This is a genomic window from Rickettsia philipii str. 364D (assembly GCF_000283995.1).
Lineage (GTDB): Bacteria > Pseudomonadota > Alphaproteobacteria > Rickettsiales > Rickettsiaceae > Rickettsia > Rickettsia rickettsii.
Genome location: NC_016930.1, coordinates 893,794 through 909,310 on the forward strand (window position 1 = coordinate 893,794; position 15,517 = coordinate 909,310).

Sequence of the window (15,517 nt, forward strand, 5' to 3'; positions counted from 1 at the left end):
CGCAGTATCACAATTAAAGATTACCGGATTCCCGCTTCTAGCTAGGAATGGCATAAAACGAGCCAAACAACAACGCCTACGAATCCTCGCAATAACGATTTAAGTATCTCAGCAAGTCCTTATAGTGAGAATTATCTTACTTCCCTGCTTCAGCGGCTTGTTGTTCCCCTTCAGCTTCAGTTTTTGCTCCTCTACGTCCTATAATAGTTGCAAGGACAAATTCTTTTTTTGTAACAAAACTACATCCTTTCGGTAATTCTATTTTTGACGATTTTAGCGAAGTAGCCATAGGCATATTAGTAACATCTATAGTTATGTTTCTTGGGATATTATTAACATCACATAATAAAGTAACTCTTCTTTTTACTATATTAAAGTATCCACCTCTTTTAACGCCTAAAGCTCTTTCTTTCCCTTCATATACTACAGGTACTTCCATTTTTTGGGTTTTCTCTTCTAAAAAGACAAAATCAACATGGCGTACTATATCCGTAACAGGATGTAATTCTACAGCCTTCGGCAATACTTTATATTTTTTCTTATCAATTGTTAAATTAATTAACTGAGAGATAAAAGCAGGCTTTCTATAATATTTAGTTATTTCCTTTTCTTCCAAAGAAATACTAACAGGTGTTTTACCCGCTCCATAAATAATAGCCGGAACACGCCCTGCTCTTCTTAATGCTCTTGCTGCTCCCGTACCGAATTCCGTTCGGGATTCCGCTTCAAGTTCTAATATTTCACTCATTATTACTCCATATTAACTTATAATAAATCTTCATTATCATAATTAAGTACAATTAAAAATTCAAGTAAATTAATTTTTGACTAGAATATAGAAGTAATATATTCCTTAGTTAAAATTCTTTAATTGATTGGATATTGAAAAGAAATTTAGTTCTAACCGAAATTATTTTGTAAGGAAATTATGAAACAGATACAACCTAAGCGTATTGCAAATCCCTCAAACTGTGGAGAAGAAATTGCTGCCAGGGATATAATAAGGATTTTCTCCTTGAATCTATTATGTACTCTTCTGACTATGACTATATTGGGCGTGACAGCGAGAGTGAAGATAGTGAAGATGACAATTCTTATGCATCAATACTCTTGTTAAAAATCAAGAACCGGAATGCAAAATTCACTTAGATTTAGTTTAGTATATTATATTATGTGCTACCAAACAAATGTTAGAGAACAAGCAGAAAATGCGAAGGTTTCTAATTTAGACAATGAAAAGCAGGTAATTAAATGTAGTACAACTCCAACAATTCTGTACCGCAAGTTCAATTGAATCTATGATAACATCAACATCAAAAAGCAACATAGATGCTGACAAAATTATCTTACCTTTCCCTTCTGTAGCACAACAAAGACAATTAGGGAAATTATATCGTTATAATTAAAATTTTTAAAGAGTTTTACCCTGCTAATTCTGACAATGGTAACGTTGGAATAGTAATATTATTAGGTGATGACAAGGGGTCTACGGCGACCTAAATCTATGGGATATTTAAAAATTTATGAGTTTGCAGAGATAATCTAGCACCGCTTTCTAATGCTAATTTTACTGCTAACTCATTATTTTCGCCATTAAGTCTTTGGTTGTTTTGATCCATAGGTTGAATAAAAACCGGTATATTATAAGAGGTTTGCCCTACTTCCGGTATGAGACTATATTCTAAAATATTTTTAGCAACGATAAATTTCACCGCACTAATTTTAGGCAATAAATCTTCTCTTATTTTACTATAACCGGTTTTACCTACCTTCGGCGAACAAATTATAGACACTTCTTTCGGCAAAGAACGATATAACGTACCGTTAGTCTCTATTTGAACTTTAACATCTCGGTCTAATAACTTCTGACATAATAACTCTATAGGTTGACGCATCGGCTCACCGCCGGTTATTACTACTAAATTAATCGATTTTTCATTTTTAGAATTTAATGCCAGGCTTTCTACTTTATTCAAAATCTTATCTATATCTACTAAATCAAAATCTTCAAACTCCGTATCACAAAAATTACAAGCAAGATTACATCCTCCAAGCCTAATAAAGATCGCAGGACAACCTACAAAAATGCCCTCCCCTTGTATAGTCTTAAAAATAGACTGTACCTCTAACTGAGTACCGTCACCGTTTAATATGCTTCTTTTAGGATTTTGTCCAAACATTTTTAAATTATTATCGATTGATTAAAAATATTATAGTACATTTTTATAAAAAAATCTTGCAATAACTAATACAAAAAACTATTATCTAGGTTTCATCGGTAATATGGCTTTGGTATGCCTAATGTTTTACCGTTTAAACCTAGAAATACCAATTATAAGGAACAATATGCCTAAATTAAAAACAAAATCTGCCGTAAAAAAACGTTTTAAACTTACTGCTAGCGGCAAGGTTATTGCATCTCAAGCAGGTAAAAAACATTTTATGCGTCGTCGTACTAAAGCTCAAATTCGTAACCTTAGAGGAACTACAATACTTTGTCCTCAAGACGGATATAATATTAAAAAATATTTTTTACCGTACGGTATAAATTAATTAACTAGGAACTAAAGCAATGACACGTGCAAAATCAGGAAAAATTTCCAAAAATCGACATAAAAAAATCCTTAAATTAGCCAAAGGCTATAGAGGTAGAGCAAATAGCTGTTTTAGAGTAGCTATTGAGAAAGTAGAAAAAGCCCTACAATATGCTTATAGGGATCGTAGAAACCGTAAACGTGATTTTAGAGGCTTATGGATTCAAAGAATAAATGCAGCAGTAAGAGAACATGGGCTTGTTTACTCTCAATTTATGGGAGCTCTTAAAAAAACAGAAATCGATATAGATCGTAAAGTACTTGCAGAACTTGCCGTCAATAACAGTGATGGATTCGTAAGTATCGTAGAAAAAGCAAAAGCACATATTTAAGTATTTAATGTCATCTCGTGGTCAAGCCACGGGATGACATATTTATAATAATTAATTTTTATTTTCGTTCGGTATAAATATTATGAAACGTACATTTCAACCTAGTAATTTAGTTAGAAAAAGAAGACATGGTTTTAGATCTAGAATGGCTACTCCAACCGGAAGAGCAATCTTAAGAAAACGTCGTGCTAAAGGTAGAAATAAATTATCTGCTTAAAATAATCTGATTTATCAAATTGTCTATTACCTCTTTAAAAAATCAAAAAGAATTTGAGCTTATAAATAAGCTTGGAAAGAAGCTCCATGAGAGATATTTTATTTTGGTAATCGCCACAAAACTTCCAAAAATCTTCCTTGAATCAAAATATAACACCTTTTTAGGAATCAAAGTTAGCAGAAAGCTAAATAAAAAAGCTGTAGTTCGCAACAAAATTAAAAGGCGTATACGACATCTAATTAGAATTATTGTTAGTGATTCTAGCTTTAAGGCTATAAAATTTGCAATGATTATTATTCCGAGAAAAGGATTTGAAGAGATAAACTTCTCACACTTGAATTATGAATTAAGTAAACTAATTCTAAGAAATATTTAGATTTTATTAGACCTCTTCGGAAACTCGCTTATAGAGAGGAATTTGCAGGAAACACGGAACGTAGAACCGCAGCATACAAAAGAGTACGTGAGGATTCGAGTACCGGATCGACATACAAATTACCTCTAGAAGTAGAGTTTCCGAAGAGGTCTATTGAAATGACTTGGCATTACTCGCATGGCTCGGTTTTACCGTCATTTTTACAGATTTTTTACTATTTTTTATAGATTGCCACGCTTCTTGCAGTCGCTGCGTTGTGGCATGGCTCGTTTTATGTCATTCCCGCTGTCGCGGGAATGACATCGAGTAGGTTGTTCAAGCCATGCAAGCAAGCCTTCCACGGGAATAATATCGAATTTTATTACTTATACTCCCTCTGTCCCCTCTCCTAATGCCGGTACTTCTTCTACCACAGTAAGTGTTGTATCTATAGTATTTTCTTCAGACGTAATAGTATTTATAGTAGAATATTTTTTTACTAATTCGATAACGTCTAAATTATGCGTCTCTTCTGCCGTATAAATATTAGAGCTACCTACCTCTATAGTACTATGCTCAAGTACAGCTTTTAGAATAGCTAAATCACCTTCCTCTATAGCCTTACCAAGAGTATATAATTCTATTTTTGTAGTACTATGCTCAAGTATAGCTTTTAGAATAGCTAAATCACCTTTCTCTATAGCCTCACCAAGATTATATAATTCTATTTTTGTAGTACTATGCTCAAGTACAGCTTTTAGAATAGCTAAATTACCTTTCTCTATAGCCTTACCAAGATTATATAATTCTATTTTTGTAGTACTATGCTCAAGTACAGCTTTTAGAATAGCTAAATTACCTTTCTCTATAGCCTTACCAAGATTATATGGTTCTATTTTTGTAGTACTATGCTCAAGTACAGCTTTTAGAATAGCTAAATCACCTTTCTCTATAGCCTCACCAAGATTATATAATTCTATTTTTGTAGTACTATGCTCAAGTACAGCTTTTAGAATAGCTAAATTACCTTTCTCTATAGCCTTACCAAGATTATATGGTTCTATTTTTGTAGTACTATGCTCAAGTACAGCTTTTAGAATAGCTAAATCACCTTTCTCTATAGCCTTATCAAGAGTATATGATTCTATTTTTGTAGTACTATGCTCAAGTACAGCTTTTAGAATAGCTAAATCACCTTTCTCTATAGCCTTATCAAGAGTATATGATTCTATTTTTGTAGTACTATGCTCAAGTACAGCTTTTAGAATAGCTAAATCACCTTTCTCTATAGCCTTATCAAGAGTATAGGTATTGACTTTAGTATTACCATAATTAAGTAAACAAATTAATAGTTCAGAATTCCCGTGCTCTATAGCGTGCCTTATACTAGTATCAGTGCATAATCCTTTCTGATTTAACATAGTCTCTATCTTGCTTAGAGAAAATTTATTAAAATTATATGTTTCTAAGGTTAAAGCTCTACTAAATACCTTGATTAAGTCATCGTATGTTAATTCTTTCGGCTTTGTTTCTATATTTAAGTTAAATATTTCAGGATATGATTCATGATATTTCGCATGAATATTTTCATAAAATTTTACAAAAGCTTTATATTCTTTATGTAGAAAAGCCGGCAACTCCTCTATGCTTTTCATCTGTTTAATTTTATTAGCACTTAAAGAAAAACTATAAATTTGATTGTCTAATTTATAGCTTATACTAAAATCTGATGCTACTAATAGATGAAAATGATCTCTTATATATTCAATCAATAAGGAGTTATTTTTTGTTCTAGCATCGTAATTATTTTGAGCTAATCGCATAATATTTGCATCGCTGGCCTTATTATAAGTGCATAACACCATGTTGCCCTGTATCCAACCTAAATGATGTTGAGCGGCTCCTGAATGACAAGAAAATATATGAACAATATTACATTGATTTGCAGTGGTATTATTTTGTATTTTATTAAGTAGTGTAATATCTAATACAGGAGTTGTACCTTCATCAGAAAATATATTCATTAATAAGTAAGAAGACTCAGGCATAAAATATGATTTAATTTTTCCCCATAAACCTAAATCAGTAGGTTTACAGAAAAACTCTGATCCATGTGCATTTATAAAATATTCACTACCTGTACCTGAAGGTAAGTCAGCTAAGGTTTTTATTTCCTTGATATCAGGATTTTCATTTTTCATACTTATATTCGGGCCTTTAAACAATATTTTTTGCATATTTATATCCTTATATAATTAACTTAATTACCATATTCTATGGGATTACCACATAATATGGCAATTTTTATAAAAGTCAAGATTGTGGTATTTTATTCATAGCTGTTAAGTTTTTAATAAGAAAAAATCATATAAAGCTATATAGTATTTATAAAAATTTAGAGTTGATAATTATAGATAATAGCATTGAAAATAAGGCTATAACGTAACCGGCAAAAAAGGGATAAGATTTAAAACAATCTTATCCCTAGTTGCGAATAAAAATAGAGTTTAGAAAGAACTTGCAATATTATTTATTAAATCTCCGGATCAGTATTGCCCAATATTGTTGTATCTGAATTACTATCCGTATTTTCTTCCATAAAATTTAAATTGAGTGCAATAGTATTATTTAAAAGAATTTCAGAAGTGATGCCTTAATTACTGATTGACCATTATTTATATTTTCTATTATACCTTTTGAAACAATATTTGACCCTAATGTACCCTCACTAGATATATTTAAAGTACTGCCTGATACTAGATTTAGTGTACCAACGATATTCAAAGACCTTCCTGCTTCTATAATTACGGTAGTATCAGAATTGAATGAGATATTACTAAGAATCACATTTGATGCTATAATAAGTTTAAGAGTATTCATATGCATAGAGTCTAAATGAATATCTAAACAATCTTCAACCTTTATTTCTTTTAAATAATTTTCTTATGCCTCTTTTGACATCTCAAGTAACTCATTTTTAGAAATAGTCATTTTTTCTGTTAATTTATATAAATTTCTATCTTTTAAGAGATCTAATAAAATTTTTACTAGGTAACAACTGCAATAGTTCCTTATAAGTTATGGTATCGGAACACCATTTGATTAACTTCCAATTGCAAAAAAGAATTTTTTATTATTTTCTTCTGTTAGTGTTCTATAGAATTTTATCCGCTCATCATTTACCGTAAAATCATCAGCTCACTTTTTGAGCGTTTCTTCTAACCTATCTAATATTGCTAAATCAAAAAATCATTACTGTTATGTATTTGATCATTATTAAAAGTAAGGATTGTGCTATTTCCTGCTATTAACTCACATCACTTATCTAACTCATGACCAACTACGTAATCAATATCTTTAAAACTAAGTTGCTTTTGTTTCAATAATTTTTAAATATTTTCATTAAGAAGATAAGTTGTTTGTGTTTGTATCGTTTATTGCTCCAAGTTCATTGATGCCTTTGTGCTTATCATCTGCATAATAATTACGAGCAATTTCAAATAATTTTGTTACTGCATTTGTACTAGCTATATCATTATAACTAACTAGCTAATGTATTTAATAATTCATGATTTGAAATAATAACTGTCATTTCTTCTGCACTTAATATTTTCTCTTTCACTAAAAAATGATCTTCCATCTTTTCTATTGATGATTAGCTCTTACCGCTTGTACCCTTGCCCCTAATTGTTTATAACTATCTATACTTTCCTTATCTTGTTTTTTCTTATACACCTCTTCTATTGCTTTTCGCTCTAATTCATTACTCTTATTCTACTCCCAAGCCTTTTTTTCTTCATTTTCAGGTTGATCGTTTTTAATACGCTCTATTTTGTATCTATTTCTACAATTTTCTCTTCTATAGATATACTTGATTTTTTATATATTTCTGCAAAAAATTCATAATTTTTATCTTTAATATATTTCCTAAATTCTGATTTTAATCTAAAGAATTCTTGCATGACTGCAGAATTTTTAATAATCTCAGGCAATTCCAAATTATTTAAATCACCTTGGATATATTGAAAATTTTCTTTTTGCTTTTCATAGTCAAATAAAAATTCTGCTTTTATATACTCTTCAATAACATCAATAACACTTACTACAAAACTTGTCTTTTCTACTTCAAAATCTAATTCGCTCATATTTAAATCCTAATTATTATTAAATTGAAATTTAAGAAATTTTAACTGTTGGTAATATAGTCAATTCAATGAGATTTGCATAAAAGGCGCAAGGCACGAAACCTATAACTAATAGGAAAGCAACGAGTAATGATGTAGGTGAGTCCAAATCAATTGACTATAAAATACTGTCATTGATTTTTATGCAAAATTCTATTGAACTATTCTCAATAAAAACTTACAACCACTTCCGTTTCTTAAAATATTTATAGGTAATAATTGTAGATAATAGCATTAGGAATAAGGCTATAGGATAACCATACGGTGATTTAAGCTCAGGCATTACGGTAAAATTCATGCCGTAAATACTAGCTATTAAAGTGGGTGGGAGAAAAAATATAGTAACCAACGAAAAAATTTTAATAATATTATTTTGTTCAATTGCAATCATACCGAGTGCTGCGTCTAGGGTTCTTGCAATCTCGCTAGATATAAATTGTGAAAAATTAATTATTGAGTCTACGTCTCGAAGCAATGTATCTAATAGATCCTTAGATGCTTTATTGTGAGTTATTTGTGGAGATTTTAAAATATATTGAATAGCCATAGTTAAAGAAAATAAACACTCACGGCTTTTAGAAAGTAAATCACCTTTTCGACCTATTTTCTTTAATACATTGGTATGATCTATACGCAAATCATTAATATTATTATCAAGTATTAAACGTCCATAATCATCAATATCCATACTAATCGACTGTACAATATTCGATAATCTTGTTACCATATTACGAAGTAACATAAATAAAATATTTTCTGCATTATGTTTGTTATTAAGCTGCTTAGCAAATTTATTTATACAGTCATTAAAGGGTATTAATTCTACGTAACGAACTGTTATAAGACAACATTTATGCAAAATAAATACTATAGAATGTGTTTCAGGAAATTCTTGCTCTTTATTAACGAGTTCCGTAATAGTTAGATATAACGCCTCATTTTCAACATATAACCTCTCAGAAATCTCAATTTGCGATATATCCTTTAAAGTCGGTATTTCTATATTTAATGTATTTTTTACTATTACTTTTTCTTCATCTGTTATATTGAATAAATCAATCCATAATGTGGATTCATTAATAATATATTCTGCATTTCTTACTATAGAACTATTTTCCTTTAAATATGTAGTTATCATATATCTCAAATATGTTTTTATAGAGATTAACAAACTTCACTCTTTAAAGCAACTGAAAGCTTTTATTCTCGTAGATGATTCCTATTATTAGACTTCTTGCATAACCTATCTCAGAAAGAGGGACTTTGAAAGAAAGACGGAAGCACTTGCCACCGCAGCGTACACGCAAGTAACGTGAGGATGCAAGTACCGGATTGACGTACAAATCGCCTTTAGAAGGAGGTTATGCAAGAAGTCTATTTTCTAAATAACAAATAATATACAATATAAACATCCAAAAAATCCATGAATAATAGCCCATAATATTGCTTTATTCACATTAAATGATATTACTATTGCAAGTATTGTTCCAAGAGCAATACCACCATATCCTAAGTAATGCATATATTTTATCCTTAATATTTTTGAGAGGATATATCCTATTTCAAAAAAACCTTATAATTTATAGCTAACAAGAGCAGAGAAGCCACAGACAAGAAACAACAGCAGTTATGAAATATTCGGCATTCGAGGGCTTACAAAGACATTGCTGCCAATTTTTTAAGTTCTATCTGAATATATACGTTCCTTACAAAAGCAGAACTTTATATATTAATTATTTTTTTGCAGTAAGATTCCAAATTTTCTCTGCTTTACTTCCAAGCTACCAAAAACTTATTCCTAGAATTGTAAAAATACTGCTTTATGAGTTGTATTCAAAAAATCTTGTATATAAATTAATAAATAAAAAAGTAACCCCGAATCCTTTAGTTACAGAATTATCTTGTTTTGAACCGTGATAAATAGCTGCTCCAGAATTAAAGCAAATAATAAAGACCAATGAAATAATTCTATCGGCTTTACCGGCTTTAAGTAATAATCTTCAGGATCATAATTTCCAAATATTGATAATAACCACATTGCAATAAATGAGTATAATAAACCAACTACAAGAGTTACTTAAGTAATATGCTCCCATCCTGACATATACCCGGTTTCTGCTCCTATCCAACTTACCTAGTGCAATTAAAGCAACGCACCAAATTAAATTTGATTTAGAGAAATATTCTAATATGGCATAAACAATAAAAGATAAAAGCAATAAAATGGCAAAATGTCCACTCCCTGAATCAAATGCTTTTCCTAGTTGATAAATAGCACAAACAGTGGTTAAGACCCCTCAAAATAATACTGACCCATTGCTAAAAATTTTCTCTGGTTTTTGTGACTGTCTTTTAAAACCAACAAAATAAATTATTACCGATAAAGTTGATAAGATAATAAATTTCAGCAGATACGGGGCATTAAAAATATATTCTCATAATTCGCGTAGATAATGATAAGACAAAATAGCATTAACGTCTTCCAATCAAAATTTAATATTTCTATATCGTATTTAAGTAATATAGTTGTATTATCCAAGTAAACCGGCGTTATTCCATTTATTTAATGCTGAAAAAAGTATCTTTGCCTTTAATTTAGCAATTTTCATAAGTTAATCTAAATATCTCCAAAATTTTAATAAAAAGATATTGTTAATATATATTGTCAAGCATTACTAGATTCTGTGGACAAACTACCTTTAAAAGGAGTATATGCAATAAGTCTAATGAGTACATAAGCAAATAAGTGTGGTTACTCATTACTTTAATGCTTTCTTTAGACAAAACAGTATTTGTTTTTGAGAAGAGATATAGGAAATTGAAAAAAGAAAAGAAATTATAGTCTTAAAAGCAAACAATTAGTTAAAGATAGTGACAGTAAATATTTGGACTGAGTAATTACTTATATTTGTATAAGTAATATACTAATTTAGTCTTTAAGGAGGTAATCCAGCCGCAGGTTCCCCTACGGCTACCTTGTTACGACTTCACCCCAGTCGCTAATTTTACCGTGGTTGGCTGCCTCTTGCGTTAGCTCACCACCTTCAGGTAAAACTAACTCCCATGGCGTGACGGGCAGTGTGTACAAGGCCCGAGAACGTATTCACCGCGGCATGCTGATCCGCGATTACTAGCGATTCCAACTTCATGCTCTCGAGTTGCAGAGAACAATCCGAACTGAGATGTCTTTTAGGGATTTGCTCCACGTCGCCGTCTTGCTTCCCTCTGTAAACACCATTGTAGCACGCGTGTAGCCCAACCCGTAAGGGCCATGATGACTTGACGTCGTCCCCACCTTCCTCCGGCTTATCACCGGCAGTTTTCTTATAGTTCCCGGCATTACCCGCTGGCAAATAAGAATGAGGGTTGCGCTCGTTGCGGGACTTAACCCAACATCTCACGACACGAGCTGACGACAGCCATGCAACACCTGTGTGTGGTCCAGCCGAGCTGAAGAAAAGCATCTCTGCGATCCGCAACCACCATGTCAAGGGTTGGTAAGGTTTTTCGCGTAACATCGAATTAAACCGCATGCTCCACCGCTTGTGCGAGCCCCCGTCAATTCCTTTGAGTTTTAATCTTGCGACCGTACTCCCCAGGCGGAGTGCTTAATGCGTTAGCTGCGAAACCGAAAGAGAATCTCCCGATATCTAGCACTCATCGTTTACGGCGTGGACTACCAGGGTATCTAATCCTGTTTGCTCCCCACGCTTTCGTGCATCAGCGTCAGTGGTAGCCCAGATGACCGCCTTCGCCACCGGTGTTCCTCCTAATATCTAAGAATTTCACCTCTACACTAGGAATTCCATCATCCCCTACTACACTCTAGATTAGTAGTTTTGAAAGCAATTCCGAGGTTAAGCCCCGGGCTTTCACTTCCAACTTACTAAACCGCCTACGCACTCTTTACGCCCAGTAATTCCGAACAACGCTAGCCCCCTCCGTCTTACCGCGGCTGCTGGCACGGAGTTAGCCGGGGCTTTTTCTGCAAGTAACGTCATTATCTTCCTTGCTAAAAGAGCTTTACAACCCTAAGGCCTTCATCACTCACTCGGTATTGCTGGATCAGGCTTTCGCCCATTGTCCAATATTCCCCACTGCTGCCTCCCGTAGGAGTCTGGGCCGTGTCTCAGTCCCAGTGTGGCTGATCATCCTCTCAGACCAGCTACAGATCGTCGGCTTGGTGAGCCATTACCTCACCAACTACCTAATCTGACGCGGGCTCATCCATCAGCGATAAATCTTTCCTCCGCAGAGAATATACGGTATTAGCTTTTATTTCTAAAAGTTATTCCGTACTGATGGGTAGATTCCCACGTGTTACTCACCCGTCTGCCACTAACTAATTGGAGCAAGCCCCAATTAGTCCGTTCGACTTGCATGTGTTAAGCATACCGATAGCGTTCGTTCTGAGCCAGGATCAAACTCTCAAGTTTGATTCTGTCAGTTTTACTTTAAAAATTGACAGGTTTAATTATCACTTTTGTGATATGTACATGTTTACTGTCACTATCTATATCTAATTATTTACTTTTAAAAACAGCTGCGACTTTTTTTCATTTATCGCTTTGGATAGATGTAGTTATATGCAATATAATCAGCTATGTCAACTACAATTTTGAAATTATTTTATTTTTGTTCTATATATCTAGATTTAGATCCTTCTTTAAACGGTTTATAATAATTACAAAACTTTAGTTAAAATCTAGTCTATATACTTCGCAGATGTCTATTACTCATTGATATAGTATTTATAAATAGCTATCTCAATCATAATTTTTCATGCTCATATAAAATATCATGAATAATTTATAAATTCTTAACAGCATCCAAACCATCTAGTGGAGCAATTAAAGCTTTCCACAAAGCCCAACCTCGTGCTCTTGCCCAAGTATCATCATCTAATGCTAGCTGTTCTTTAAAAATTTCTCTTACTTCATTTTGTAGAAAAGTCCAAATTATTACCAAATCACAAGCAGAATCACCAATACCCATACCTCTAAAATCGCTTACTGCATTAAGCTTACCATTTTTTATAATAATATTACCACTTGCAAAATCACCATGAATCCATACAGGTTTTTTATTCCACTGAGACTTTAATGCTTTTTCCCAAACAGATAGAACTTTATCTGCATCAACCAAATCGTTTAAATTTTTAATTGCTATTTTTGTCTCAAGATCATAAACTGCAAGATCACCTCCACACCAAAAGTTATGAGTACCTGGAACAGGTCCATCAATTATATCAATCTTATGCAATTCATTTAGAAATTTTGCTAGATCAGAAGCAATTAGAGATAAATTTAAGCTACTAGTATCAAAGCTATTTGCACTTTTTCCTTCAATCCATTGATATATTGACCAATTCCAAGGATAATTTTTTGAAGGTTTACCTCAAGCTCAAGGCTTAGGGATATGAAATGACAAGTTAGGTGCTAATATTGGTAACCATTTGTGTTCTTTTGAAACCGCACCTACATATTTTGCTGCACTTGGTCATCTAATTAACATTTCATCGCCTAAATGAAAGGTTCTATTATCATGACCACTAAATTCAACCGGTTTGATAGGTAAATGAAACCATTTAGGGGATTGTTCTGCAATAAGCTCTTTTGCTAAAAACTCTGTAATTTCTACATTCATAACTTTGCTTTTTGTTTATGATTTGTGTTCATATTAGGTGATAAATAATTGATTCTAAATTTTCTTTAAGAACTGCATCCTCTAGTAAAATACTACATTTCCAAACGCTTAGCCTTTAAATCCAATTCTTTTAAATCAAATTTTATATCGATTATTGCTCCCTCTGCTGTTCTGTTTGCTATATCTAGAATGCCGCAATGTTCTTCGACTATTCTTTTAACTATAGCAAGCCCTACTCCCATACCTTTACTGCTGGTCGTAACATAGCTTTCGGTAGCTTTGCCTATTAGCTCAGGCGGGAATCCTTTACCGTTATCCATTACAATAACGCTAATAAAATCGTCTTTAACATCTATAGTAACTTCTATTTTCCCGGATTCTCGTCCTTCTATTGACTCTTCTGCGTTTTTCAATAAATTGATCATAACTTGATTTATTTGGGTAGCATCACACATAAAATCAAATTGTTCTACGTTAGACTCAAATTTATACAAAATATTATCATTAAGTAATTTACGTGCTTCAACAATATGTTTAACTAAATAAACTAATTCACTCTTCGTAAATTTAGGAGCAGGAAGACGTGCAAAAAGAACAAATTCGGATACTATATTTTTAATATCGTTAGTATGGCGAATAATCATTTTTAAATAATTTTCAAATTCTACCCTTTCCTTAATTTCAGGGCTAAATTTCTTCAGCAATCTTTCAGAAGCAAGTAAAATAGGAGTTAACGGATTCTTGATTTCATGGGCTACTTTTTTTGCAACATCCGACCAAGCCATAGCCCTCTGTGCTATAACTAAATCACGCTGCTGGCGAGAAAGCTGCTTAATCATTCTATTAAATGCCACATAAAGCGTGCCTATTTCGTCTTTATCTACTTCATTTTCAGGCACTTGTACTGTTAAATCGCCGTCTTTAACGTTATCGGTTGCAGTAACTAATTTTTTAATAGGTTTTACTATTTTAGCAGTAAATATAACCCCGAAACTTATAGCTACAAAAAGAAGTAATAAGGCAATAAAGATAAACATTATAGAGAACTTAATCTGTATATTATCTATTTCATTTTTAAGGCTATTATACTCGGCAGCTGCTCCGTTAGTTGCATCTACATGGTCGATAATTTTATTATCTACTAATCTACCAACTAATAAATACACATCATTATACTCTTTTAATTTAATCAGCATTCTTATTTTGGTTGGATCGGATTTTACTTCCACCAGTTCACCTAAATCCGCTTTTTTTATTAAATGTGCAGGGATAGTTGCAAATGATAATGAAAAACTTAAATAACTATTAGCTACTATAGTATTAGTAGATTTGTTTAAAACTATAGCCTCATCAAGCGAACGCATCTCTGCTTCAGTATTAAGTGTTTTAGTAAATAAAGCGGGATTGTGAATTAAATCGTAATACATATCGCTTAAATCTTCAGCAACGGCTAAAGCCGTTTCTTTTAGCTGTAATTTATGCTCGGCAATATAAGATTCTGCAACTATCACGGATTGATCAAGAACCGTAGAAATCTTCTTATCAAACCAAGCTTGAACACTAAGATTAAAAAAATAAACAGAAAATACCGAAACAATTATAGTTGGAATAGCTGCAACTAAACTAAAGGCAATTACAATACGATTTTGTAATTTAGAACTATCGTTATTATTATTTTTAGTAAAAAATTTTTGAGTTAGTAAAACACCTAAAATTAAAAAAATTGCTAAATCAACTAATAAAAATCCAATAATCGTACTAAAATTCTTTGATTCTAAAGATATCACATAAAAAGTAGCACAAGCAAAAATAATAGCTGCTGTTGCTAAAGTAAAAATTAGTACTCTACTAGAAAAATAAGAATGTAAATTTTGTTTAAGATAACTAAGCATAGATACTGTTTATATGACTATAACAGTTCTTTATAACATAAAAAAAAGCTAATTGAAAATATTTCAAGTTTTAAGTGCCTTATTGTCATTTCGGCAAAAGCGGGGTGTTGTTGCATTGATTGTTTTTATGTCATTCCCGCGGAAGCGGGAATCCAGTCAAACATATAAAAACTTGTTTTTTTATTATATTTATTTCATCAAATACATAAAATTTTGTATGGCTATTTTTTGGATTCCTGCTTTCGCAGGAATGACATCTTGAACGTTCACACATGGTCAAGCAACTAGATGACAATA

At 32.2% G+C, this 15,517-nt stretch carries 13 protein-coding genes, 1 rRNA gene and 2 pseudogenes; 5 read left to right on the plus strand and 11 right to left on the minus strand.

Annotated elements, in window-relative coordinates; genetic code table 11:
• Window positions 1-136 precede the first annotated feature (136 nt).
• Window positions 137-748 (minus strand): 50S ribosomal protein L25/general stress protein Ctc, encoded by a 612-nt coding sequence (locus RSA_RS04660; RefSeq protein WP_012719890.1) that lies wholly within the window; start codon window positions 746-748, stop codon window positions 137-139.
• Window positions 749-1,502: 754 nt separating this feature from the next.
• A complete protein-coding gene (locus RSA_RS04665) occupies window positions 1,503-2,180 on the minus strand; it encodes a 7-carboxy-7-deazaguanine synthase QueE (RefSeq protein ID WP_004997925.1) in 678 nt (225 codons plus the stop codon).
• Between the two features lie 166 nt (window positions 2,181-2,346).
• Between RSA_RS04665 and rpmI the strand changes: the two genes are divergently transcribed.
• The 5 genes and pseudogenes from rpmI to RSA_RS07790 all read left to right on the plus strand — a co-directional run.
• The gene (gene rpmI, locus RSA_RS04670) at window positions 2,347-2,553 is read left to right on the plus strand and encodes a 50S ribosomal protein L35 (RefSeq protein ID WP_004997924.1); all 207 of its coding nucleotides are present in this window, start codon (window positions 2,347-2,349) and stop codon (window positions 2,551-2,553) included.
• Window positions 2,554-2,572: 19 nt separating this feature from the next.
• A complete protein-coding gene (gene rplT / locus RSA_RS04675) occupies window positions 2,573-2,926 on the plus strand; it encodes a 50S ribosomal protein L20 (RefSeq protein ID WP_004997919.1) in 354 nt (117 codons plus the stop codon).
• A gap of 82 nt (window positions 2,927-3,008) precedes the next feature.
• Window positions 3,009-3,143 carry a 50S ribosomal protein L34 gene (gene rpmH / locus RSA_RS04680; RefSeq protein ID WP_004997918.1) on the plus strand — a complete coding sequence of 45 codons (135 nt, stop codon included), beginning with the start codon at window positions 3,009-3,011 and terminating at the stop codon, window positions 3,141-3,143.
• A gap of 19 nt (window positions 3,144-3,162) precedes the next feature.
• Window positions 3,163-3,519, plus strand: coding sequence for a ribonuclease P protein component (gene rnpA, locus RSA_RS04685; RefSeq protein ID WP_014364889.1), 357 nt, complete (start codon window positions 3,163-3,165; stop codon window positions 3,517-3,519).
• 8 nt (window positions 3,520-3,527) lie between these two features.
• A pseudogene (locus RSA_RS07790) lies at window positions 3,528-3,746 on the plus strand (palindromic element RPE1 domain-containing protein); the annotation flags it as partial.
• A 138-nt stretch (window positions 3,747-3,884) separates the two neighbouring features.
• On the opposite strand, the gene RSA_RS04690 reads toward RSA_RS07790, so the two are convergent.
• From RSA_RS04690 to RSA_RS04730, 9 genes and pseudogenes are all read right to left on the minus strand, one after another.
• Window positions 3,885-5,735: a hypothetical protein gene (locus tag RSA_RS04690; protein WP_014364890.1), complete on the minus strand. Its 1,851-nt coding sequence runs from the start codon at window positions 5,733-5,735 to the stop codon at window positions 3,885-3,887.
• A 391-nt stretch (window positions 5,736-6,126) separates the two neighbouring features.
• Window positions 6,127-6,384 carry a hypothetical protein gene (locus RSA_RS04695; protein WP_041472354.1) on the minus strand — a complete coding sequence of 86 codons (258 nt, stop codon included), beginning with the start codon at window positions 6,382-6,384 and terminating at the stop codon, window positions 6,127-6,129.
• Window positions 6,385-7,325: 941 nt separating this feature from the next.
• Window positions 7,326-7,643, minus strand: coding sequence for a hypothetical protein (locus RSA_RS04700; protein ID WP_014364893.1), 318 nt, complete (start codon window positions 7,641-7,643; stop codon window positions 7,326-7,328).
• 217 nt (window positions 7,644-7,860) lie between these two features.
• On the minus strand, window positions 7,861-8,820 hold the full coding sequence (locus RSA_RS04705; protein WP_012151097.1) for a magnesium transporter CorA family protein: 960 nt from the start codon (window positions 8,818-8,820) through the stop codon (window positions 7,861-7,863).
• A 243-nt stretch (window positions 8,821-9,063) separates the two neighbouring features.
• Window positions 9,064-9,204: a hypothetical protein gene (locus RSA_RS09035; RefSeq protein ID WP_196792881.1), complete on the minus strand. Its 141-nt coding sequence runs from the start codon at window positions 9,202-9,204 to the stop codon at window positions 9,064-9,066.
• A gap of 1,415 nt (window positions 9,205-10,619) precedes the next feature.
• A 16S ribosomal RNA gene (locus RSA_RS04715) occupies window positions 10,620-12,118 on the minus strand.
• A gap of 373 nt (window positions 12,119-12,491) precedes the next feature.
• Window positions 12,492-13,058 (minus strand): annotated as a pseudogene (locus RSA_RS07805) (phosphotransferase); the annotation flags it as partial.
• Between the two features lie 123 nt (window positions 13,059-13,181).
• Window positions 13,182-13,328, minus strand: a complete 147-nt coding sequence (locus RSA_RS09040; RefSeq protein ID WP_012151101.1) for a hypothetical protein — start codon at window positions 13,326-13,328, stop codon at window positions 13,182-13,184.
• A 92-nt stretch (window positions 13,329-13,420) separates the two neighbouring features.
• Window positions 13,421-15,220 (minus strand): sensor histidine kinase NtrY-like, encoded by a 1,800-nt coding sequence (locus RSA_RS04730; protein ID WP_012151102.1) that lies wholly within the window; start codon window positions 15,218-15,220, stop codon window positions 13,421-13,423.
• Between the last annotated feature and the right edge of the window lie 297 nt (window positions 15,221-15,517).